This window comes from Paenibacillus polymyxa, from assembly GCF_015710975.1.
In the GTDB taxonomy this organism is placed as follows: Bacteria; Bacillota; Bacilli; order Paenibacillales; family Paenibacillaceae; genus Paenibacillus; species Paenibacillus polymyxa.
In genome coordinates, this window is record NZ_CP049783.1 from 5,024,117 (window position 1) to 5,046,023 (window position 21,907).

Here is a 21,907-nt window from a genome sequence, read left to right on the forward strand (position 1 = left end):
CCAGGGATTACGCAGTTTATAGGGCCAGTGATGCGTTATCCCCTTTAATTTGTGCCCTTCTTTTCACTTTGTACTTCATTCTAACGCCTCCACAAAATAAAAGTAAAAATCTGTTTAATTGCAATTACCTAACCATATTATCACTAAAATAATAAAAATATCACCTGTTATTTTTGACGATAATCATTTCATGACGAAGTAAAGCAAAAACGGTTAGTTCCTACTCGTTGGATAACAATGTTTAGCCTCTGCGCTATCTTATTAACGCAATCTCCTACTTATTTATTTTCAATGGTAGATCATCAAAAACATATATGGAACTAAGTTGTTTGTTTGGAAATCGTCGCAAAATATTTTACAACTATCTCGCGGAATTCCTGAGCAGCCTGCGAAATATACCGATTCCTGTTCCATAATAAAGCAATTTCCCGTATCAATTCGTGATTCTCTACCTGGAGGTATTTGAGATGTTCCTGCGAATTTCGTGCCGTGCTCGGTATGAAAGCTATGCCAATTTCGGCTTCCACAAGAGTACTAAGCCTTGCAGGTTCATCCCCCTCATACACATATTTAGGCACAAATCCTTCCGACATGCATACAGAGTCCACTAAATCACGAGTACCATAGCCTCTCTTTACGCCGACAAACCATTCTTCCCTTAGCTCTGTCAAGGATACGCTATTTCGATCCGCAAGCCGATGCCCCTTTGGAACAGCTACAAGAATGGGGTCGATACATACGATTTTACATTCGATGTCATTCCCTTCAACAGGAGGTGAGGATAAGCAAAAATCAACCTCCCCTCTATGAAGAAGTGTAACCATTTCCTGCGTGGTCAGCATTTGCACATGAAATTGAATATAGGGTCGTTTTCTCCGAAACTCTCTAAGGATATTTGGCAATGTGCTTGCAGTGGTCACAGCTAATTCGAGAGTTCCAAGTTCTGGATTGGATAAGTCGCTAAGCTCCTGCTTCCCTTGTTCTAATTCAAACAAAGCCCTTTCTGCACGGTGAAGAAATTTGCTCCCGAACTCATTCAATCGCAGTTTTCTCCCTGTTCGATCGAATAAAGGGACCCCCAGATCTTCCTCCAAGCGTTGAATCGTTTTGCTGAGCGACGATTGAGTAACGTGCAGACTTCGTGCAGCTTCTGTTACATGTTCCAAACGAGCTACAGCGAGAAAATATTGCAGTTGAAGAAGTTCCAAATCGCATCCTCCATTCATTCCCTCAAGTCAATGAGATTATAACATCAAATGCATTGGAATGAATAATCGATTTCGAGTACGATGACATTAATTCGCTATAGGGGGACCAGAAATGAGTGTTCGCAGCTGGTGGTTAATGATTTCAGTTGGTCTAGGGATACTATTGAATCCATTAAATTCTTCGATGGTTTCTGTTGCTATTCCAAGTCTGCAAAAGGTATTTCGCCTTGACTTTACAGGTGTTTCCTGGATTATTTTTTCTTTCTATATTGCAAGCAGCATCGCTCAACCTGTCATGGGCAAAGCCAGCGATTTATTCGGTCGTAGAAAGATATTTCTTACAGGTCTTGTTGTATCATTCATTGCATCATTACTAGCCCCATTGTCACCAAACTTTGGATCGCTCATCGTGTTCCGCATTGTGCAATCCATCGGAACAAGCATGATGGTTGGGGTTGGAATGGCCATTGTTCGAATCCATATTACAGAGAAACAAGCGACTGCGCTGTCTGTTTTGTCCATTTTCCTATCAGGAGCGGCAGCAATTGGACCCTTTATTGGCGGGGTTTTGATTCATTGGTGGAATTGGCCTGCCATCTTTTTCATCAATATTCCGTTTGTGGTAGCCAGCTTTCTATTGGCTTGGAGGACTATTCCTAAGGACGAATCACCAACATCCGTTGCACGCAACATGTCCTTTCGTAAATGGTTTGATTTAATTGATGCAAGAGGAATCCTGCTCTTCACATTAGGGCTGGTTGCCTTGCTCGTTGGATTACTCTCGGCAAAATCATCTGGGCATATCTCGTTAGAAAACGTCATTGTCGGGTTAATAGGCCTCGGTGCGCTGGGGGCATTCGTACGATATGAGTTAAAAGCGACGTCACCCTTTATTCCTTTACGCACGTTCGCCAAATATCCTGCGTTGACTTGGGTTAATGTCGAATTCATGTTCGTTAACGTACTCTATTACTCGCTTTTTTTCGGGCTTCCGTCCTACTTGCAAGTGGTAAGGCATGTAAGCGAGTTCCAAACAGGGATTCTCATGCTAAGCTTAGGCTTGTGCTCGCTAGCTGCTTCTCCAATAGCAGGACGATGGATTGATAAATCAGGACCCAGACCGGCATTACTGGTATCCGCAATCCTGATGACATTGGGATCTGTGTGGCTTGTAACATTAAATCCAACTTCTCCGGTGATCAGCGTGTGTTTGGCTTTGGCTGCATTCGGTATTAGCAACGGACTGAACAATGTAGGTATGCAAGCAGCCTTGTTCCAAAGTTCTCCAAAAGAAATAATCGGTGTAGCATCCGGATTGTTTAATACATCAAGATATCTGGGAACCATTTTCTCTTCATTGTTGATAGGTATCGTAATGGGAGGTAAGTTCAGCTTCGAGGGATTTCAAGTGCTTGGGATTGTCCTTACGGTAATTGCATTGACTTTGGTATTCATGAGTCGGCGACGCCGGGAGTCAGGACAATTGCGAGAGTCATAGGTTCACCGTTTCTTCAAATAAACCCCTCTACTCTTTATTTAACGTTAATTTTTCAACGAAAGAGAAAGGAGTTTAGTTAAAAAACAGCCGAGCGATCGGCTGTTTTTGGTAGCGATGGGTAAGTGACAATAATTCCAGTTCACAGCCCTAATCCAGCTCTCAAATCCCTTTATGCAAAGGTAAATTAGCTTGTCTCATCAGGACAGTCATTTGCGCTCGATGGTGTGCTTGATGCATTACGGTAAAACGCAGTGAAGCCCTGTTCGCAGTAAAAATATTAAAAAATAGTTGGCACCATTCCCCCATCTATACGGATTGGAGAGCCCTTAAATGCGGCTGCATAAGGACTACATACAAATGTAGCTAGTCTACCTATTTCTATAGGTCTAATAAATCGTTGTATTTCGGATTGAGGCAGGTTTGCGGCCATAAATTGTTTCTCTTTTTCTAAAAAAGTCATATCATCATTGGCATAAATATCTTCAATAATTTGGTGTACATTTTCAGAAAGCGTTGGTCCTGGCATAATCGTATTGACTGTAACTTCTGCTCCTATTGTTAATTTAGATAAGCTTTTTGACAGTGATAACAGCATCGATTTGGTCATACAATACTGTGGCATTTGCCCTGAAGGCATGATTGCTTCTTCACTCGCAATAAAAATAATACGGCCATAATTGTTTTTCAACATTTTAGGTAAATAAAATTTAGATAATCCGTTTGCAGCAAGAACATTAGTACGGAAATATCTTTCCCATACTTCATCGTCAACGTCTTCATATTGCATAATTTCATAAATCCCCATATTATTCACTAAGATATCGATATTGGGGTATTTTTCAAACAAAACCTCCCTCTGCTCCAGATCCACAATATCGGCTGTAGCATTTTGAGGAAAGGTCGTTGGAAAATTTGATTTTATTTCATTTACAGTTTGTTCTACCTCTTTATTATTCCGTCCATTAATAAGTACATTCACACCTTCTTTAGCAAGCTCAATGGCTATTGCTTTACCTATACCTTTTGTAGACCCTGTAACTAAAGCTGTTTTATTGTTTAATCCCATATCCATAATACTTTTCTCCCTCTCATTCGTTTATCTTTGCTGGTAAGCGAATTCTTAGCTTATTTTAAAACAACCTTAAGCTCTGGTATCTGATTATATTACCTTGGGCAGCAATGCTCAGTAACTAGCATATAGCGCCAAAGTTCTTGTTTAACACGCCAGATGAATAAGGTCAGTAATTACAAGCTCTCTGTAGAATGAATGGAGTTGGGAAACTATTAATAGATAGTCGATCTTCCTAGCGATTCTTTTGATATCGAGTTGGTATCTAAATGTGTAGTGCGCCAATTTGAAGGAGTATCCCCTTCCCAAAGACGAAAAGCGCGGTAAAATGAGTTCTGGTCTTCATATCCAATCAAAAAGGCCACTTCTTTTATATCAAGCGAGGGATCTGCCAAGTATTCTAGTGCCTGCTCATGTCTAGCTTGTGTTAACAGTTGTTTAAAGCTCGTATTGTCGTCAGTAAGCCGGCGCTGCAAGGTACGATCGCTCATTCTGAGCTCCTTCGCCACAGCCTGAATGTCGGGGCGTCCTCCGGTGAGGCTACGTTTTATAATCCATTTGACCGCCTCAGTAATTGAGCGGCTGCACTGTTCATCCAGCGACCGGTCCAGAGCGGGTGTGAGAATCTCTAACAACTCTTGGTTGTATGAGACAAAAGTTCGGTCCAGATCTCTTCGATATAACGTCAATCGATTACATTTTGCACCAACCTGGACACTACACCCAAAATAAGCTTCAAGAACCTGCACATCTCCCATGGATTGCGAAAATTCTACGAGCTGCGCCGTCAAAGGCTGGCCAGTGCCTCGGCGCCCAAGCTCCAGAAGACATGCAAGTGTAATACCCGTCAGCATCGGTGGACCGGGCTGTTTGGTATATAGCCATTCCAGTTCTATGGTACAGTGCTCCCCTCCTCAGTGACACGTAAGGTTTCGGGAGGACATAGTTGTTTGTACCGAGCCATTCGGTTTAGAGCGTCGCGGTAGTCACGAGCGTGGTAAGTCGCTAAGACGGTCGGTGGGTACTTCGCTGTCTCAAAGACAGTTGCAAGCTTAACGATTCCTTTTGCAGTGTCACCAATGAGATCGGAATATGCCTGCCAGATCGCGAGATATTGTACGCTTGTGACTACGGGCTCATGAATAATGGTGAGCGGCAGTCTTGCTTTACAAGCTACGTCGTGAGCGGAAATTCCTAATTGATACAAACCTGTCCAAAATCCTGGTGGAATTTTAATATGGTCAGAAGTATGAGACTTCTTCATACATAGAGACCTCCTTTATTACTTCCATTTTACCTACTAATTGCACTCTCTGATCATTCCAGTATAGTGAATTTTGTTAATATATGCTTACTGAATGTTTGACCACCATAATAAAAAAGCAACCGGCATACCGGTTGCTTTTGAGTCATTTCTACTTCCAAGTTTATTTTCAAGAACATCAGGGTGTATCAACGTGTATGTTAAATTACTATGTTAAAGTATTCTATATTCATAACACCTGGCAGCATAAGAAGATTTTGTATCTAAAAACCTGTAGTATACTGTTTCGGGATCGTTATTTCTTTTTTCAAGTTTGTTGCGGCTTCAAGAGCCCAGTAAGGATTTCTTAACATTCCTCTCCCGACAGCCACAAGATCTGCATCTTCATTTCCTACTACAGCGTTAGCTAGGATCGGATCATCGAGTCTTCCGACTGCAATGACTGGAACTTCGAGTGCTTGTCTGATTTCTCGAGCAAGTGTCACTTGGTATGCTGCGTGACTGCCTGGTCTACCCCACGCAGCGATAGGTCCTTCCCCGCCTGAAGAAATATCAAAAATATCTACTCCTGCTTGTTGATATTCTTTGGCAAAAGAAATGCTTTCTTGAATGTCGTATCCTCCTGCTACGTATTCTTTAGCGGAAATGCGCATGATAAGCGGCATGTCTTCCGGCATCTCTGCCTTGGCTGCCTGAATAACTTCTCGACCAAATTTCAGGAGATCTTTCCCGTATTCATCATCTCTTTGGTTGGTAAGAGGAGAGTGAAATTGATGGATTAAGTATCCGTGAGCTCCATGTAATTCAATGGCATCAACTCCGGCCTTCACAGCACGTGCTACAGCACCGCGGAACTTCTCCACCATTTCATTAACTTCTTGTGTTGAAAGAGCTCTAGGTAATTTAGATTTCTCATCAAATGGAATAGCGGACGGAGCAACAGGCACTTCAGCATCTTCTGCTTTACGTCCAGCATGAGCAATTTGGATACCTACTTTTGCTCCATAACTATGGCAGGCATCTACAATTCTTTTCAATGCAGGAATTTGCTCATCAGACCACAATCCCAGGTCAAAGTCAGAAATACGTCCATCTGGTTCTACATCAGTCATTTCAACTATAATGAATCCAGTTCCACCAATTGCACGACTTACGTAGTGCATGAAATGCCAATCGGTAGCTATACCATCTTTCTTGTCAACAGAATATTGACACATTGGAGGCATGACGACCCGGTTCTTTAATTCCAAGCCTTTAAATTTATAAGCACTAAATAAATCTTTCATTAAGAAAGACCCCTTTCTAGGTTTTATAGTGAACACTATATTAAATGCATGCACATGCATATAATACAGCATGCATTTTTTATTTGTCAACTACCGTTTAAACTATGCATTTACGTAAATAAAGGCCCAGAGATTGTATTCTCTAGACCTAGGGTTAAATTTTACTCTATTCAGACATTAAATTTCGTATTAAGTTTTAATTTTATATGAAAGAATTATATTTTTTCAATGAGTGATTGTAATTTTTGCTTCAACTCATCTTTTGAAAGGACTGACTCCAGAATCTGGTTGAAGGTTTCGAGCGCTCTATCAAATTTCTTTTCACCAAAATCGGTCATGCTTGTATAGATTCCCCGACGATCATCTTCACATATATGTCTTTGCAAAGCTCCGCAGCTTTTTGCTTCCATTCTGACTACCAGTCTAGATAATGCACTTTGGCTTAACCCAACCATCTCTTGTAAATGCTGCAATCTCAATTTCTTTTCCTCGGTTTGAGATAAGAAATACAGAACCAAAAATTCATTTAAGGATAAACTATAGTTTTCTTGAAGTGCATGTTCCAATTCATCGTTTATGTTCGATTGGAGTTTAGTAAGGACAGCCAAATATTTAAAAGTTCGATAGTATTGTTGTTATGCATTTCGACTCACCCGTTCTATTCTAAAGTATAAATAACACATATTATAGGAGTCATTATAGGGAATAATTAATTCTATCAGGGTTACCGGAAATGGTCAAAACCCTTAAGAACAGATAGAGGTTATAAAAAATCCTTTCTGAAGCAGTGACTTAAGTGGTCAACACAAAAACACCTTTCAAAATCGGCCTCCCTTTTAGAAATGGAAGCATTCTCCTGAAGGTGTTTTTGTTTTGAAACCCATTGTAGTTTACTAATTATTTATGGTCAGATACTCTTTTGCGCATTCCAGCCAGTCCCAGTAACCCAAGTAAGCCAATCCATCCCCAATCCATATCGTTGTCATTATCTACGGCGTTTGTTCGTACACTGTTAGCGTTGTAGGTTGAATTGTTGTTGTGATAAGCGTTATTAGCTGTGTCATTGGCCACATCTACATTTGCACTTTGTGCTGATGAAGGAACGACTAAAGCTGCAAAGAAGAACATGGAAGCTACAGCAGTGACTATTTGTTTTTTCATAAAAAGGAATCCTCCCTGAAAGTGTGATGCATATAATTTCTCCAAAAAACTGCTCCTTATTCCATTGTGTAATTACAAATTTATGTGGATACTTTTAATCATTAATTGGAACTATAAGATCGGTGTAAAAAATATTAAAGGAGCGGTTATGATGGGAATATTAAGTGGAAATCCAAAAGATGAACCTATGCACTATGGTGAAATTTCCGGTGTTTGGCAATTTTCATTGGCCGCAAAAGGAGCTCTGTCTTTCTACCAAGCATTCCTGAATCATGCAGGAGATAAGGATTTGAAAAAAATATTGGATGCACTCATTGATCAAGCGAAACTTGAAATTAAAGAGTGTGATACACTCCTTACTGATAATGGGATTGCTCCAGCGCCAGCCTTACCAGAAAGACCTCCAGTGAAACTTGAAGATATTCCTGTTGGTGCGCGCTTTACTGACCCGGAGATTGCTGCTAAAATTGCGTCTGATACCTCATTGGGACTGGTGGCTTGTAGTCAAGTGATGGGGCAATCCATTAGAGAGGATATAGGGGCCTTGTTTGCAAAATATCATGCTACCAAAACTGCTTTAGGAGTTAAGATTCTTCAAATGACTAAAGAAAAAGGATGGCTGGTGCCTCCTCCCCTTCAAGTGAAAAGACCTGAAGCTGTTGAAGTTTAAAAATAGATTAAATCGCTTCTAGCTATATTCAGAACAGATTGAAAGTTAAAACAATAACCCCCATTATCCTTAATATGAGGACAATGGGGGTTAGATTTGTTTACAATTCATTAAATATCTCTTCGAATCACGCTTTTGTTCGCTGCCGCCTCAAAAATTGTCTCAATCAGCACCAGTACACGGTGCACTTCTTCGCTTTTGATCGCAAGCTCGGCTTTTCCTTCAATGGTGGAGACAAAATTTTCGTAAAAGCTTTCTGCAGCAGCAGGTATTTTCTCAATCGGGAACTTAAGGGTGGATTCCTCAGACGGAGGTGCCATCGTTTTGGTCAATCCTTGACCTGCTTGAATCGGTTTGGGTTCCACGTGAGCGACATCTGGATTCCGAGTGACAATCTCTCCGCTCAAATCCCAATCCTTGATCACTGCGGTTCCTTCGGTTCCTTTAACATACCAACGCGGCAACTTTACGTAATTCGTTGTACCTACTTCAATGACCGCTGTAAGACCGTCCTTAAACTCAATGAAGCTACTAAAGCCGTCATCCACTTCTGTCCCCAAAATATAACTTAAGGTAGCGGTCACACTTTCGATTTGACTGTCCGTAATCTGAAGTAGCTGATCCAACAGATGCACTCCCCAATCCAGCAGCATTCCTCCACCATACGCCTTCAATTGCCGCCAATCGCCTGGAATGCCGTTAGCTCCCTGAACCCGCGATTCCAGATGGAAAAGATCGCCAACAGTCTTCTTACTGATTAAATCTTTGACAATACGGAAGTCTTCATCCCATCTGCGATTCTGATGTACTGTAAACAGACGATTTTCTTGCTTGGCCACCTCGACAATATCTAAGAAATCTGCGCTCGTGATCGTAACGGGCTTTTCACAAATAACATGTTTGCCAGCTTGCAATGCTTGGATTGCAATTTCTTTATGAACGTCATTAGGCGTTGCTATTAATACAATATCTACGTCCTGATCGCCGAGAACGGCATCTAGACTGGCATAAGTTTTATAGCCGGCTGCTGCAGCCAATTCCATCCGATAATCGACAATATCATATACACCGCCAATGGCAAGCTGCTCAATAGGTTCAATTAATTGAACGTGGTAGCTTCCCATACCTCCATAACCAATAATAACTACATTGTATTTCCGATTGTCCATTTTCATTTTCCTTCCACTCCTAAATTGAGCCACCACCTATCAAACGGTTGCTCACGGATCGAATTCAATTGTAAATCGGTTACTGCCATGCAGGTCATCCGTAAGATGTTATTGCATACGCTTTCATTATAAAGGAAATCTTTCCCCAAAAAAAGGGGGATATTAAGATCTAGGGGATTCAGTATTGGATAAATACTCACTCAAGATTTCCTGCATTGACTTCTTTGAATTTTGAAACTGTTTTATTCGATGACCATTAGCACCAGACGGGTGAGGGAACCCCCACAGAATTTTCTTTTCTTGAATTTTCTGTTCATCAAGCAAGCGACGAAGAACAGTCTCGACTGACTTTCCTAATGGAATAATAAGTGGATAATCCAAACATTCTAATTCAGGAAGAAAAGATTCAAGCACTGCTCCATACAAAAAAGCATGATTAATCATGGAAGGTTGATGTCCATTGTAATTCTCTTTATTTACGAAGACTGGAAAACGAATTAAGGAAGTTGTATGTAACAACGAGCAATCTGAATCAAATAGTTTACGTACATGCGACACTTTCAAAAAATCATGCAATCCTATTTCTTGAAGCATATTTATTAAGTTGTCTCGCATGGAACCAGCCATCCTAGCTGCAAATTTGGCTTTTTTACAAGCTTCCTCATATGACTGTTGATCCTTCAAAGTTACTATGGCAGTTCGAAAGGCAATTTCCATCTGCTGCCAACCGGGTGTAATACCAACTAGCACTACTTTCGCGGAAGAATTGATATATTCATTATGCGGGGAATAGAACATTTCAACGTCTCCCGAAGACTTTAATTTGAAATCATTAATCAGTAATTCGTTTTTAGAATACTTTTGCTTTACCGGTAACGAATTCATCACAGCAACTATACGCTTTTGATGAGTGGAACAGATCAGGTTACATCCTCCTTACGAGCTTATATTTGAGTATATATTACAGTTTTACAAGAGAGGTGTTCTTCACACCCCCCACATGTATTTACCAATAAATATCCATCCTTATTGTGGCTGTAAGTTTGCGTAGCTCAGCTCTTTCTATCTTCTTGGGTAATTAAAGAACTGTAAGCGGGAATCGTCACCGTTTCTTTCCTTACTTTAGCATCCTTTGAGGTAGAGAAAACCACTTTCCGCTTTTCCTTATCTCGATCTTTCATCTGGATGGTAACCGGCTCTCCTGACAGATTATGATATACATACAATGTTTCTTTGCCTGAAGAACGTTCGTATGCCGTCACGCTGGCAGAACCTGCTTGGATCGGCTCTAGACTGTCGCTGCGAAGAGCCTCATGTTCTTCCCTCAGACGGATAAGCGTGCGGTAGCTTTCCAGCAGAGAATCATTGTCCCGCAACTGCGCTTCCACCGATACTTCGCCTTTGTTGTATTTGGGTTCCTCCCACTTTGTTTGACCGAGGCCTTCTCCCTTGTACCAGCGCATAGGCTCTCGAAGATACTCATCGGGCTTCTCTCCCTTCATGCCGATCTCTTCCCCATAATAGAGAAACGGCTGACCCGGCAACGTCAAAAGAATGGATGCAGCCAGCTTGGCTTTTCGTACATCCCCGCCCAGCTCGCTCATAACTCGGGTTTGGTCATGATTGCTTAAAAATGGAGCATCGAGTGCCGCCTTATTGTATGATTTGTACAGCTTCAGCGTTTTCTCGGAGAATGTAGCAATACCTTGATCTCGACCGTTTTTCACAGAGTTCAATATCGTTCCGCCCAGGTCAAAATTAAACAGAGAGTGGAGCGATTCGTAATAAGGAGCTATTGTCTCCGGTTTATCCCATACCTCTCCTGCCAGATATACGTTTGGATTTATCTTTTCCATCTCGGAACGGAATTCATTCCACCACGTAATGTTTTTATCGGCACCGTCCTTCGTTTGCCCTTTAAAAATATGCATCGCCGCATCAAGCCGGAAGCCGTCTGCACCTTGCTGTAGCCAATACTTACCGACTTTGATCATTTCCTTGCGGACTTTGGGATTATCAAAATTCAGATCCGGCATCCCGGACCAGAAGGTACCGTAAAAATACCCTTCGCCATTCGGATTCTTATGCCATACCTGCTGGCCCCATGATCCCTTTTCATCCAGGTTTGTATTCTCATCAGCCCATACGTAATAGTCATGGTATTTGCTTTGCGGGTTGGCACTAGCCTCCTTGAACCAAGGGTGCTCGCTACTTGAATGATTGATAACAAGGTCAATGATCACCTTGACACCTTTTCTTTTTGCTTCTTTCGTCAAGGTGCGGAAATCATTCAGATTCCCGTACTGCGGGTCCACTTGATAGTAGTCAGTTACATCATATTTATGGTAGCTTGGAGACGGATTCAGTGGCATGAGCCAGAGGCCGCTGACCTGCAAATCCTTACCCGAACGGGGATTGCCGTCGTTTAAGTAATCAAGCTTTTGCGTAATACCTTTTAAATCACCATGTCCGTCCCCGTTCGAATCATAAAAAGAATTGATATAAATTTCGTAAAACACGCCGCTTCCAGCAGAATTCGGAGGCTTATGCCCGTTCATATCCTGCTCGGCCATTGCACTTGAGGCGAACATCGTGAGCATAGGCACCGTTAACAGGATCGTGGACCATTTTCTTAAGCGTTTGTTACGAGTCAAAACATATCAGCTCCTTTAATTGTTATGGGTGCGCCTTCATTATAAAGAAAAACCACCCAAAAAAAGGGGATATTATTATCTATTATAGTGGAAAATATCGATTTTATTGTTTGATGTCTGTATCGAACAAACTGCCTGGGTTAGAGGATCTTTTTCTGATCCTTAACCCAGGCAGTTTGCTTGCAAGTCTATTTTTATCCTTTTACAGCGGAACCTACCGTCATCGCCCGCTCCACTTGTTCACTCAAGAACAGATACACGAGTACCATCGGTAAGGAGGCAATAGTCATAACAGCCCCCATGGCTCCCCAATCTGTACTATAAGAACCTTGGAAGAAAAGCAAGCCTAGCGGCAATGTCTTCATATTTTCATCAGAAATGAGAATATAGGCCAAAGTGAACTCATTCCAGTTGTTCAAAAATTGAAAAATGGCTACAGTTGCAATTGCAGGTAATGCAAGGGGTACAATGATTTTCAGGAACAGTCTATAAATATTAGCTCCATCCATGCATGCTGCCTCTTCTATCTCCTTAGGGATTCCTGTAAGGAACCCATAGAAAATCATGGACGAGAAAGGAAGGCCAATTGCGATATAAGGAAGAATAAGAGCTCCATACGTATTCGTTAGATTAAAATCGCGAACCAGAATCGCCAGCGGTATCATGATAACCTGAAGTGGCATAAACATTCCTATGGTCATATAAGTCCGGACAGTAGAACGAAATCTCCACCTCATACGAGCCACTGCGAAGGCAAACATCAGAGCTAGTAAAAGGATAAACAGAGTCGAAATCGTTGATACGACCAGACTGTTCAGAAAGTAACGGGGAATATTAAATTGTGTCCAGGCATTAATATAATTTTCGTATCGAAAATGCGTTGGCAGTCCAAATGGGTTAGAGACGAAGATCTCATCGTTGTTCTTTAACGAGTAGGATACCATCCAAAACAACGGGTAGACCGAAACAATTAGATACAACCACAGTGGTATCTGCAGGGCAGCATGTCTGAACTTGCTCAAAGCGGTTTTACTCATTTCGTTCTCCTTTTCAATACACGCCTCATCAGGCGGTTTGTCCGCGGTCGAACAGCTTATTGATAACTACAGTTGCCAATAACGAGATTAATACAAGCAGCACGGATACAGCACACGCATAACCATAGTTGCTCTCCATAAAAGCATAGCGATAAATCATGAATGTCATTGTGTAGTTTGTAGTGCCGGGCCCACCATTTGTCATAATCAGCATCTGCACAAACGCCCCTATTCCAGAGGTTATCGCGATAATGAAGCAAAATTTGTATGTTTCCCTCATTAAAGGAAGCGTAACATGCAGATGCGCTTTCCATTTGCTGCAACCGTCAATTGTGGCCGCCTCAAAGTAGTCTTCGGGTATTGACTTAACTCCCGCATATAACAACGAGAATTGGTATCCCATAAACTGCCAGGCATTAACAAAGGCGATGGCAATAATGGATGTTGTTGGGGAGCTCAACCAATTTTGCTGATACGGGATGTTCAAGAGTTCAAACAGTCGGTTGATTAATCCGTTGGTTGGATCGTAGATTGCAATCCATAGCTGGCACACCACGGTTACCGATAGGACAACTGGGATAAAATAAGCCGTTTTCAGTATTTTCCGCCCGCGTGTACGTGGGTCCGCACAGATTAGTGCCAATATCGTTCCCAGTCCGATCTGAAAGACTGCCAGTACAATCGCAAAGATCAATCCGTTCTTAAGCGAAGTCCCAAGTAGAGGATCGGAGAATAATTCTCGGTAATTATTCAATCCCGAAAAGGTCAGCGTACTAAGACCATCCCAATCATAAAAGCTGCGAAGAACGGTTTGCAAAACAGGATAGATTAGAATCACGCTATACAGTATCAAAGCAGGGAGGAGAAACAGTGCGAGCGCCGGTTTGTTCCCCAAATATTTATTCATGTCTTGCTTCCACCCCTTATCTTTGGAACAGCACCCCCCAGCGCCTTATGCCGCCAAGGGTTGCCGATTCCCTGAATTCTCAGTTTTCTTTATTCAATGTGCTATTCAGATTGCTCACAAAATCGTTTTCAGAAAAGTTGTCTACCATCATATTTTGAGTATTGTCATTAATGGTGTTCTGAATTTTTGTATTGCTCAGAAGTTGAGCATATTCCTGCGCATTAGGCAGCAACTCTTTGACAACTCGCTGCATCATTGCTGGAACATTGGAGGCCATTGGCTTATCTACTTTCACTGAAACTATCGGACTTCCAAGTTGAGTGTATCTGTACTCTGCTGACTTCGAGGCAAGGAATGCCGCTACCTTTACGGCTGTTTCCTTATTTTTGCTATTCGCTGATACTGCATAACCTTGCGGAGAACCTGAGCCGTCAATAAAATATTTGGACTTCTCGTAGGTTGCTTCATCCTTTGCAGGCCAGTACATCCAGTCGACTTGATCGCCCAGCTTTTCCTGGGAACTGTAAATTTCCCATTGTCCATTCACGAACATGGCAGCTTTGCCCTGATAAAATAGGGAGGATGCCTGATCATAATTGGTGTTCGTAGCGTTGGCATCGAACAATCCGGCTCTTTGCAGTTGCTTCATTTGCTGTGCTGCTGTTACGAATGCTTCTGGCAATGCTTTTACACCCTTCTCCTCAAGTGCTCCAAATCCACGCGGCTGCTCTCTTGTAACCAGTCCGTTATAAAAAGCGGTCGTAATCCATTTTTCCTTTGCAAAGATCGACATCGGTACATAACCAGCAGCTTTTAACTTTTTCGCTGCATCGGCCATCTGATCAATCGTCTTAAGCGGTGTTTTGATTCCTACCTTCTCAAAAATGGACTTGTTGTAATAAATCATTTGGAATTCAATACCAGTTTCAGGGTAAGCATACACATGATTGTCAGGAGCTACCAAACGCGATTCAACTCCCGGGTTAAGACTCTTCTTGAATTCGGCTGTTGTGTCATAGTTGTCAAGAACCTCGACATTTTTCGATTTTGCAAAAGTTTGCAGGACAGACCAATCCGCTAAATAGACATCCGGCATGTTGCCCGTTGCCGCATATGTTTTAAGCTTCTGGCCTCCGTCCTGCACGGCAGGATCCAGTTCAATTTCTACGTTTGGCATCTTCTTTTTGAGCTCTGCCACCGCATAATCGAACGGCTTAATGGTATCGTCATCGAAATGCTGTGCATACACCTTCAATTTGATCGTTCCGTCCCCTGATCCGTTATTGGAAGAGGCTGAGTTGTCTTCGCCACAAGCAACCAATCCAACGGACATGGTGAGTACTAGCAAGGCTGCACTCCAAATTTTAAGATTTTTTTTCATTTGTTTTATCCCCCTCATGAAGAGTCTTTGATGATTGCGCTTTCATTTGCTTGACTACAGTATACCGCTGCCTCTATTCTTCTTTAAGGAATAAAACGGGTATTATCAGTAAAAAACGGGACAAATAGAGCAGCGGTCCTCCATATAGGAAAACCGCCAGGCTTAAATTGATGTGTTCTGCCTCACAAGGCAGATACTATCTCTTTTTGAGTTGCTCATATTCAGTGGGTGTCATACCAAAACGTTTCTTGAAACATTTGCTGAAATAATTGGGGTCACTGTAACCGACACTTTCAGCGATTTCTGACAGCTTCCGATTGCCTTTCAGCAGAAGCTCCTTAGCCTTCTTCATTCGGATGTGTGTAATGTGATCCACTATGGAAAAGCCAGACTCCTTGCGGAATACGCGGCGCAGGTAGCTGGGATCGACGAATACTCCGCACGACACCTGCTCAGCAGACAACTCTGCGTCTGCATAATGTTCCTCAATATAGTTGATCGCCGCCGCGAATAAATTGGAAGCCTTCGTAGGACGCATATTCTCCATCAGCAGGATCAGCTTGCGGTATAGGGCGAGCATCCAACCTTCAGCAGCCTCCCAGGAATCTAACTCTCGCAGCCGTTCGTAAGGAGACTTGTCTCCTCCGTTTTCCCATAGCTGGTCATAAGGAATGCCACGTTCACTGGCAAAAGAAAGGGCTAAAGATACGATTCCCATAAGCATCGCATCTGCGTATTCATCTCCCCATTTATATTTACTAAGCTGGCGGATTGCCTTGCGGACCTCCTCTAGCGTTTCACTGTCTTTCATTCGGAGGTCAAGCACAACCGCATCGCGTAGATGACCCAAATCAGGCATACCTGCTCTGCTATGCAACACTTCGCCGTCCTGTCCCCTTAACTCTGCACTTTCACTCTCCTGTGGAAGCACTGGTAATTTCGCTTTAATACGCTCCAACATTGAGAGCATTTCTTCTGCATTGAACGGTTTCAGCAAATAATCCTGCACTCCAGTTCGAACGGCCTTCTGTAGATATTCAAACTCGTTATGCCCGGATATGAATACAATTACGATTCGTTCGAACTTGACTTTCAACCTCTCGGCTAATTCAATTCCGTCAATAAAGGGCATATTGATATCAACGAGGGCAAGGTGCGGCTGATGCCGCTCGGCTTCCTGAAGTGCTTCCTGCCCGTTCCTTGCTTCACAGCAAACCCGAAAGCCGTGACTTTCCCAGTCTATCTTAATTCGCAGAAAGTCTCGGAACAGCGGCTCATCATCAACAATCATCACTTTATACATCTTGATGTACACTCCCCTTTGGCTGCGTTGGTAGCGACAGGTCAACAATGGTTCCCTCTCCGAGAACACTCTGCACGGATATCCCATACTCCTCGCCAAAATACAGGCTCAGCCGTTGCTGAACGCTATAGGTACCGATTGATCGTATTCCTTCTTTCGGTAAATGTCTGGACATAATGTTCTGAACTTGAATTTCGTCCATTCCCACACCGTTGTCCTCCACCCGGACGATCACCCTATCGTTCTGTGTAAAAGCGAAAATACGGATAAAACCTTTGGTTCCTTTCTTCTTAAGACCATGGTAAATCGAATTCTCGACAAGTGGCTGGAGCGAGAGTTTCGGGATCGGTGTACCCGCAAGCTCTGGAGGGATATCCACTTCATAGCGGAACACATCGGGATAACGGATTTGCAGAATAGTCAGGTAATCATCAGTAATCTGAGCTTCCTTTTCTAAAATAATGAGTTCCCGTCCTTTATTTAGCACCATTCGATAAAAATCTGCCAGCGCCTTCGTAGTATCTCTAGCCTCATCATTACGATCCAACTCATTCAGTGCATAAATGGTATCTAAAGTGTTGTACAGAAAATGCGGTTTTATTTGAGCCGTCATCAATGCGAGTTCATATTCACGCTTGCGGTTTTGCTCCTGCCTCACTTCATCCAGCAATTCCCGAATCCGTCTTATCATAAAGTTAAAAGCTTCAGCAATGGTACCGATTTCATCTTCTGTTCGGACTATCGCAACCGATTGTAAATCGCCGGCAACTACTTTTCGCATGGCTCTAGTCAGCTGTTCGAGAGGACTAACGACCATTTTGGACAGGAAGCTAGCACCGAGCCAGGAAAAAGCAAGACAAAATACGCCGATTAAGAGTGAAAGCCTTACATTTTGCCGGACATCAGCTGTAAGCAGGCTAAGAGAAACAATATTGACCAGCTTCCAACCCATCCGGTTATAATCATTGACCGTTACGAGATTGCCGCCATCCTCAAATGAACATGTTTTTGGGGACACATCAGATCCACAGCCTTGGATGGCCTCCGCTAACTGTGAACTCACTGGCTTCATCAGCATCCCATTGTCTTCTGCCACAGCCACACGCATCTCGTTATCTAAAAAATAATAAGATTTGGGCGCATCGGGATCGCTGGAACGAAAATAATCAGACAAACCTTCTTCCTTCACTAACAGAAAAAGCGTTCCATAGGGTTCGCCGGTGTCTATATTAATGACCATCTTTCCCAGCGTCAAAACCGGAGAGTTGGGATCCGGTGTTAGGAAATCTCTCTTATCCATATCAAACCAGAGTGCTTGTCCATAGCTTTCGGATTCCCTTACCCGCTTGAGCATGCTATAGACTTTACTATCATCCCCACTCTCGGTATAAGAAGCAAAAATTGTCCCTTCATTATCAATAAATACCGCCGCATCCACTTCGCGAAAGATTGATAAATCAATAGATAGACGACTTTGCATCAGGTTACCAAATTGAACACGATCTATGGCAGTATCAGGTCTAGCACCGTATGAATCATACATCCGGTTAATATTCGTGACCATAATGTTGGCCGCCGTTTCCACACTACTGAATATGTAGTCGGTCCGGGACAGGATGAGCTGAGATTCGTCAACTACGTTGCTGGTCGTTTGCTCTATCAATGAACGACTGAAAAATTGGTTGGACACAAGTCCAAGAATGAGCAGAGAAATAATGATCAGCGGGAGAAATACCGCTATAACCTTGCTTTTAAAGCGAAGGCGACCAAACCACTTACGAGCTAGGGACAGAATATTCAAATAAGACCCCTCCGTCATCAGAGAATATTCATCATGTTAACACAACTAATCTGAACAGTAGTAGAACTAAAATAATGTTAAAAAAATTCAACAATCCATCTTGAAAGTGCCAAAAGTATGTGTTAGGATAAAGTCGATTTTTAGTAAAATTATTAACTAAAAAGGTGTGAGCTCTTTGGCAACCATTAAAGACATTGCCCGCGAAGCGGGAGTGTCTGCCGCAACCGTTTCAAGGGTTTTAAATAACGATCTGTCACTATCCGTGAGTCCAGACACCAAAAACAGAATTTTTTTAATTGCTGAGCAGCTCGGGTATAAGCCTTCCCGCCTGAGGCAGTTAAAGAGGAACACGGAACGTGCCGGGAAAACGGTCTCCCTCCTGCTGTGGTGTTCCATTGAGGAGGAAAGAGACGATCCGTATTACGCCTCGATCCGCCGTGGAATCGAACTGCGCTGTGAAGAGCTTGGCCTGACATTGGGACAGACGCTGCGAGGCCGTTCATCTCTCGACACCTTGCAGAAGGTGGATGGTCTGATTGTCGTGGGCGGCGTTGATCCTGAAGAGGTGTCCAAGCTGTATCCGGACAAGAACACCATTGTCCTTGTCGACCAGTACCATGAGCAGCTGGAATACGATTCCGTACGACTCCATTTTCGGCAGGCGGTTGACCAGGCACTTGGACATCTGCTCGAGCTTGGCCACCGACAAATCGGATTTATTGGCGGGAAGAGCGATGGAGAGCGAAGGGCGCATTATTTTGAACGATTCATGCGGGAACGAGGTTTGTATAATCCGAAGTTCGTCCGCATAGGCGCCTGGAGTACTGCGGATGGGTATCTAATGATGAACGAGCTTCTAGCCGAGCAGGAACGACCGACAGCCTGCTTCGCTGCCAGCGATCCGCTCGCCATTGGAGCCCTCCGCGCCCTTCATGGACATGGAGTCAAGGTACCCGAAGATATGGCTGTTGTCGGCTTCGACGACATTGAGATGGCGGCCTTCGTGCAGCCTCCGCTAACTACTGTACGTGCCTATCCCGAACAAATGGGAAAAGCTGCCGTGCAGTTGCTCTCTGAACGGTTTGAGGGACGTGAACCACCTGCGTACAGCGTGATCGGGACTAAGCTTGTCATACGGGAAAGCTCATGCATCAACAGTAAAATCAATATTTGAGAGTCAATCGAGATGATAACCCCCTAAGGAGTGAATATCATGAACATTCATGTTAACGAAGCGCTTGGTTTGTTTCACCTGCAGTCCAAGGATTGCAGCTATATTATCCAGTTGGTAGAAGGATATCCTGCACATGTCTATTGGGGAGCTCAGCTTCATCATGACCAAAGTCTCGCAAGTATATTGGAGCTTAGAGAACGCTGCTCCTTCTCCCCCACTCCTGTTTCTTCCAATCGCACGCTTTCTTTGGATGCGCTTCCACAGGAATATCCACAGTATGGGACAAGTGACTTCCGTCAACCGGCTTATCAGGTTGCGCTTGCGGATGGAACTCGAACTACGGAGCTAAAATATAGGGGCCACCGTGTTGAACCGGGCAAACCAAAGCTTGAAGGCCTCCCTTCCGTCTATACCGAATCGGATGATGAAGCAACAACTCTCCTGTTGTTCCTTGAGGACCAGCACTCAGGTCTTAAGGCTACACTGCTCTATACTGTATTTGCGAACCACAGCGCTATTGCTAGGTCTACTCTTTTTGAACATAAGGGAAGCGCTGTCATGAATATTGAGCAGGCGATGAGCGCCTCTGTCGACTTCGCCGATTCCAATTATCAAGCTCTCTATCTATCTGGCGCCTGGGTTCGGGAAAGACATATCCAACGCCGCGATCTTGGCCCCGGCGCCATTCGGTTGGAAAGCCGGCGAGGCTCCAGCAGTCACCAAATGAATCCCTTTCTGGCCCTGCTTCGTCCAGATGCAACAGAAGATCGTGGGGATGTGTACGGCTTCAGTCTAATCTACAGCAGCAATTTCGTTGCGCAGGCGGAAGTAGAGCAGTTTAATCAGACCCGTGTAAGTATCGGAATCAATCCTTTTGACTTCTCCTGGCGGCTTGAACCGGGTCAGTCATTCCAGACCCCTGAAGCCGTGCTGGTCTTTTCCGAAGAAGGTCTTGGGGGCATGTCGCGCACCTATCACCGACTCTACCGCACACGTCTGTGCCGAGGAACTTATCGCGACAAGGAACGTCCGATTCTCGTGAACAATTGGGAAGCCACATATTTTGACTTCGACGCCGATAAAATCGAGGCGATTGCCAAAGAAGCGGGACCTCTTGGAATTGAGCTATTTGTTCTTGATGACGGTTGGTTTGGCAAGCGCGACAACGACAACAGTTCGCTTGGGGACTGGTTCGAAGACCGCCGCAAGCTACCTGGAGGTCTCACCGACCTAGCCAAACGGGTTAATGAACAAGGATTACAATTTGGCTTGTGGGTTGAGCCGGAAATGGTATCACCTGATAGTGAGCTGTACCGCACCCATCCCGACTGGTGCCTACATGCGGAAGGTCGGCGGCGGACGGAAGGCCGATCCCAATTGGTGCTGGATCTCTCCCGCAAGGAAGTATGCGATTACTTGTACGAGACGCTGAGCTCCGTATTCTCGATCGCCCCAATTACTTATGTCAAGTGGGACATGAATCGTAATATGACGGAGATTGCTTCGGCTACCGCTACTAGCGAACGTCAAAAAGAAACTGCGCACCGTTATATGCTCGGACTTTATGATCTGCTGGAACGCCTGACCTCACGCTTCCCGGACATCTTGTTTGAAAGCTGTTCTGGTGGAGGTGGACGATTCGATCCCGGGATGCTCTACTATATGCCGCAGACATGGACCAGTGATGACACTGATGCTATTGAAAGATTGGCTATCCAGTACGGCACCAGCATCGTGTATCCGGCCAGTACCATGGGGGCCCACGTATCGAACGTGCCGAACCACCAGGTGGGACGAAACACCTCCCTCGCCATACGTGGCGACGTGGCAATGAGCGGGAATTTTGGCTACGAGCTTGACCTTACTGCATTTACGAATGAAGAAAAAGAGCTTGCTGCCAGACAAATTGCCCAGTATAAAGAAATCCGTTCCCTTGTACAGCAGGGAGATATGTATCGACTTCTTAGTCCGTTTGAGGGCCGAGGCAATACTGCCTGGATGTTTGTTAGCGAAGACCAGTCCGAAGCTTTTGTCGCTTACTTCCGTGTGTTGGCTGAGCCAAATGGTCCTATCCGGCGACTAACTCTAAAAGGACTTGACCCAGCTAAAAAGTATATAATCGAAACCGGGGCAACCAGCAATACTTCAGAACCTGTCGGTGGTACCTTGGCTGAAGATGGCGTCTCCCCCTTCCGTGTGGCGTTCGACGGTGAAACTTTTGGAGGTGACCGTCTAATGAAGATTGGACTTGTTGTCTCGGATCTCACTGGGGATTTTGCCAGCTCTACCTTCCGCCTTAAAGCTATCTCCTGTTAATCATAGTTC

At 43.8% G+C, this 21,907-nt stretch carries 17 protein-coding genes and 2 pseudogenes; 4 read left to right on the forward strand and 15 right to left on the reverse strand.

The window, feature by feature from the left end; all coding sequences use genetic code 11:
- Positions 1–320: 320 nt before the first annotated feature.
- Positions 321–1,208, reverse strand: coding sequence for a LysR family transcriptional regulator (locus tag G7035_RS23000; protein ID WP_016818769.1), 888 nt, complete (start codon positions 1,206–1,208; stop codon positions 321–323).
- A gap of 112 nt (positions 1,209–1,320) precedes the next feature.
- On the opposite strand from G7035_RS23000, the gene G7035_RS23005 reads away from it, so the two are divergent.
- Positions 1,321–2,706 carry an MFS transporter gene (locus G7035_RS23005; protein WP_019687240.1) on the forward strand — a complete coding sequence of 462 codons (1,386 nt, stop codon included), beginning with the start codon at positions 1,321–1,323 and terminating at the stop codon, positions 2,704–2,706.
- Positions 2,707–2,865: 159 nt separating this feature from the next.
- On the opposite strand, the gene G7035_RS27865 is transcribed toward G7035_RS23005, so the two are convergent.
- From G7035_RS27865 to G7035_RS23035, 6 genes and pseudogenes are all read right to left on the reverse strand, one after another.
- Positions 2,866–3,012 carry a DinB family protein gene (locus tag G7035_RS27865; RefSeq protein WP_080561160.1) on the reverse strand — a complete coding sequence of 49 codons (147 nt, stop codon included), beginning with the start codon at positions 3,010–3,012 and terminating at the stop codon, positions 2,866–2,868.
- A complete protein-coding gene (locus G7035_RS23015; protein ID WP_019687239.1) occupies positions 2,984–3,778 on the reverse strand; it encodes an SDR family NAD(P)-dependent oxidoreductase in 795 nt (264 codons plus the stop codon). Before G7035_RS23015 ends, G7035_RS27865 begins: the two co-directional genes overlap by 29 nt.
- Positions 3,779–3,990: 212 nt before the next feature.
- A pseudogene (locus G7035_RS23020) lies at positions 3,991–5,039 on the reverse strand (AraC family transcriptional regulator).
- A 263-nt stretch (positions 5,040–5,302) separates the two neighbouring features.
- Positions 5,303–6,325, reverse strand: a complete 1,023-nt coding sequence (locus G7035_RS23025; RefSeq protein ID WP_019687237.1) for an NADH:flavin oxidoreductase/NADH oxidase — start codon at positions 6,323–6,325, stop codon at positions 5,303–5,305.
- A 215-nt stretch (positions 6,326–6,540) separates the two neighbouring features.
- Positions 6,541–6,968, reverse strand: a pseudogene (locus G7035_RS23030) (MarR family winged helix-turn-helix transcriptional regulator).
- Positions 6,969–7,222: 254 nt separating this feature from the next.
- A complete protein-coding gene (locus tag G7035_RS23035; protein ID WP_019687235.1) occupies positions 7,223–7,486 on the reverse strand; it encodes a WGxxGxxG family protein in 264 nt (87 codons plus the stop codon).
- 151 nt (positions 7,487–7,637) lie between these two features.
- On the opposite strand from G7035_RS23035, the gene G7035_RS23040 reads away from it, so the two are divergent.
- Positions 7,638–8,156 carry a DUF3231 family protein gene (locus G7035_RS23040; RefSeq protein ID WP_019687234.1) on the forward strand — a complete coding sequence of 173 codons (519 nt, stop codon included), beginning with the start codon at positions 7,638–7,640 and terminating at the stop codon, positions 8,154–8,156.
- A 110-nt stretch (positions 8,157–8,266) separates the two neighbouring features.
- Here the strand turns inward: G7035_RS23040 and G7035_RS23045 are convergent, their stop codons facing one another.
- From G7035_RS23045 to G7035_RS23080, 8 genes are all read right to left on the reverse strand, one after another.
- Complete coding sequence (locus G7035_RS23045) at positions 8,267–9,331, reverse strand: Gfo/Idh/MocA family protein (protein WP_019687233.1); 1,065 nt, start codon at positions 9,329–9,331, stop codon at positions 8,267–8,269.
- A gap of 156 nt (positions 9,332–9,487) precedes the next feature.
- The gene (locus tag G7035_RS23050) at positions 9,488–10,210 is read right to left on the reverse strand and encodes a hypothetical protein (protein ID WP_230877806.1); all 723 of its coding nucleotides are present in this window, start codon (positions 10,208–10,210) and stop codon (positions 9,488–9,490) included.
- Between the two features lie 167 nt (positions 10,211–10,377).
- Complete coding sequence (locus G7035_RS23055; RefSeq protein WP_019687231.1) at positions 10,378–11,979, reverse strand: alpha-amylase family glycosyl hydrolase; 1,602 nt, start codon at positions 11,977–11,979, stop codon at positions 10,378–10,380.
- Positions 11,980–12,173: 194 nt separating this feature from the next.
- Positions 12,174–13,016 (reverse strand): carbohydrate ABC transporter permease, encoded by an 843-nt coding sequence (locus G7035_RS23060; protein ID WP_013371135.1) that lies wholly within the window; start codon positions 13,014–13,016, stop codon positions 12,174–12,176.
- Positions 13,017–13,044: 28 nt separating this feature from the next.
- Positions 13,045–13,923: a carbohydrate ABC transporter permease gene (locus G7035_RS23065; RefSeq protein ID WP_016818758.1), complete on the reverse strand. Its 879-nt coding sequence runs from the start codon at positions 13,921–13,923 to the stop codon at positions 13,045–13,047.
- 79 nt (positions 13,924–14,002) lie between these two features.
- Positions 14,003–15,304, reverse strand: a complete 1,302-nt coding sequence (locus G7035_RS23070) for an ABC transporter substrate-binding protein (protein WP_019687230.1) — start codon at positions 15,302–15,304, stop codon at positions 14,003–14,005.
- Positions 15,305–15,500: 196 nt separating this feature from the next.
- The gene (locus G7035_RS23075) at positions 15,501–16,607 is read right to left on the reverse strand and encodes a response regulator transcription factor (RefSeq protein ID WP_016818756.1); all 1,107 of its coding nucleotides are present in this window, start codon (positions 16,605–16,607) and stop codon (positions 15,501–15,503) included.
- A complete protein-coding gene (locus G7035_RS23080; RefSeq protein WP_019687229.1) occupies positions 16,600–18,408 on the reverse strand; it encodes a cache domain-containing sensor histidine kinase in 1,809 nt (602 codons plus the stop codon). Before G7035_RS23080 ends, G7035_RS23075 begins: the two co-directional genes overlap by 8 nt.
- 175 nt (positions 18,409–18,583) lie before the next feature.
- Between G7035_RS23080 and G7035_RS23085 the strand changes: the two genes are divergently transcribed.
- A complete protein-coding gene (locus G7035_RS23085) occupies positions 18,584–19,582 on the forward strand; it encodes a LacI family DNA-binding transcriptional regulator (RefSeq protein ID WP_019687228.1) in 999 nt (332 codons plus the stop codon).
- A gap of 39 nt (positions 19,583–19,621) precedes the next feature.
- Positions 19,622–21,898 carry an alpha-galactosidase gene (locus G7035_RS23090; RefSeq protein WP_019687227.1) on the forward strand — a complete coding sequence of 759 codons (2,277 nt, stop codon included), beginning with the start codon at positions 19,622–19,624 and terminating at the stop codon, positions 21,896–21,898.
- Positions 21,899–21,907: the final 9 nt, after the last annotated feature.

Excerpts from the sequence above, each read along its gene's own strand:
- G7035_RS23005 (WP_019687240.1), top strand. The coding sequence starts at position 1,321 with ATGAGTGTTCGCAGCTGGTGGTTAATGATTTCAGTTGGTCTAGGGATA.
- G7035_RS27865 (WP_080561160.1), bottom strand. The coding sequence starts at position 3,012 with ATGGGGGAATGGTGCCAACTATTTTTTAATATTTTTACTGCGAACAGG.
- G7035_RS23015 (WP_019687239.1), bottom strand. The coding sequence starts at position 3,778 with ATGGATATGGGATTAAACAATAAAACAGCTTTAGTTACAGGGTCTACA.
- G7035_RS23025 (WP_019687237.1), bottom strand. The coding sequence starts at position 6,325 with ATGAAAGATTTATTTAGTGCTTATAAATTTAAAGGCTTGGAATTAAAG.
- G7035_RS23035 (WP_019687235.1), bottom strand. The coding sequence starts at position 7,486 with ATGAAAAAACAAATAGTCACTGCTGTAGCTTCCATGTTCTTCTTTGCA.
- G7035_RS23040 (WP_019687234.1), top strand. The coding sequence starts at position 7,638 with ATGGGAATATTAAGTGGAAATCCAAAAGATGAACCTATGCACTATGGT.
- G7035_RS23045 (WP_019687233.1), bottom strand. The coding sequence starts at position 9,331 with ATGAAAATGGACAATCGGAAATACAATGTAGTTATTATTGGTTATGGA.
- G7035_RS23050 (WP_230877806.1), bottom strand. The coding sequence starts at position 10,210 with ATGAATTCGTTACCGGTAAAGCAAAAGTATTCTAAAAACGAATTACTG.
- G7035_RS23060 (WP_013371135.1), bottom strand. The coding sequence starts at position 13,016 with ATGAGTAAAACCGCTTTGAGCAAGTTCAGACATGCTGCCCTGCAGATA.
- G7035_RS23065 (WP_016818758.1), bottom strand. The coding sequence starts at position 13,923 with ATGAATAAATATTTGGGGAACAAACCGGCGCTCGCACTGTTTCTCCTC.
- G7035_RS23070 (WP_019687230.1), bottom strand. The coding sequence starts at position 15,304 with ATGAAAAAAAATCTTAAAATTTGGAGTGCAGCCTTGCTAGTACTCACC.
- G7035_RS23075 (WP_016818756.1), bottom strand. The coding sequence starts at position 16,607 with ATGTATAAAGTGATGATTGTTGATGATGAGCCGCTGTTCCGAGACTTT.
- G7035_RS23090 (WP_019687227.1), top strand. The coding sequence starts at position 19,622 with ATGAACATTCATGTTAACGAAGCGCTTGGTTTGTTTCACCTGCAGTCC.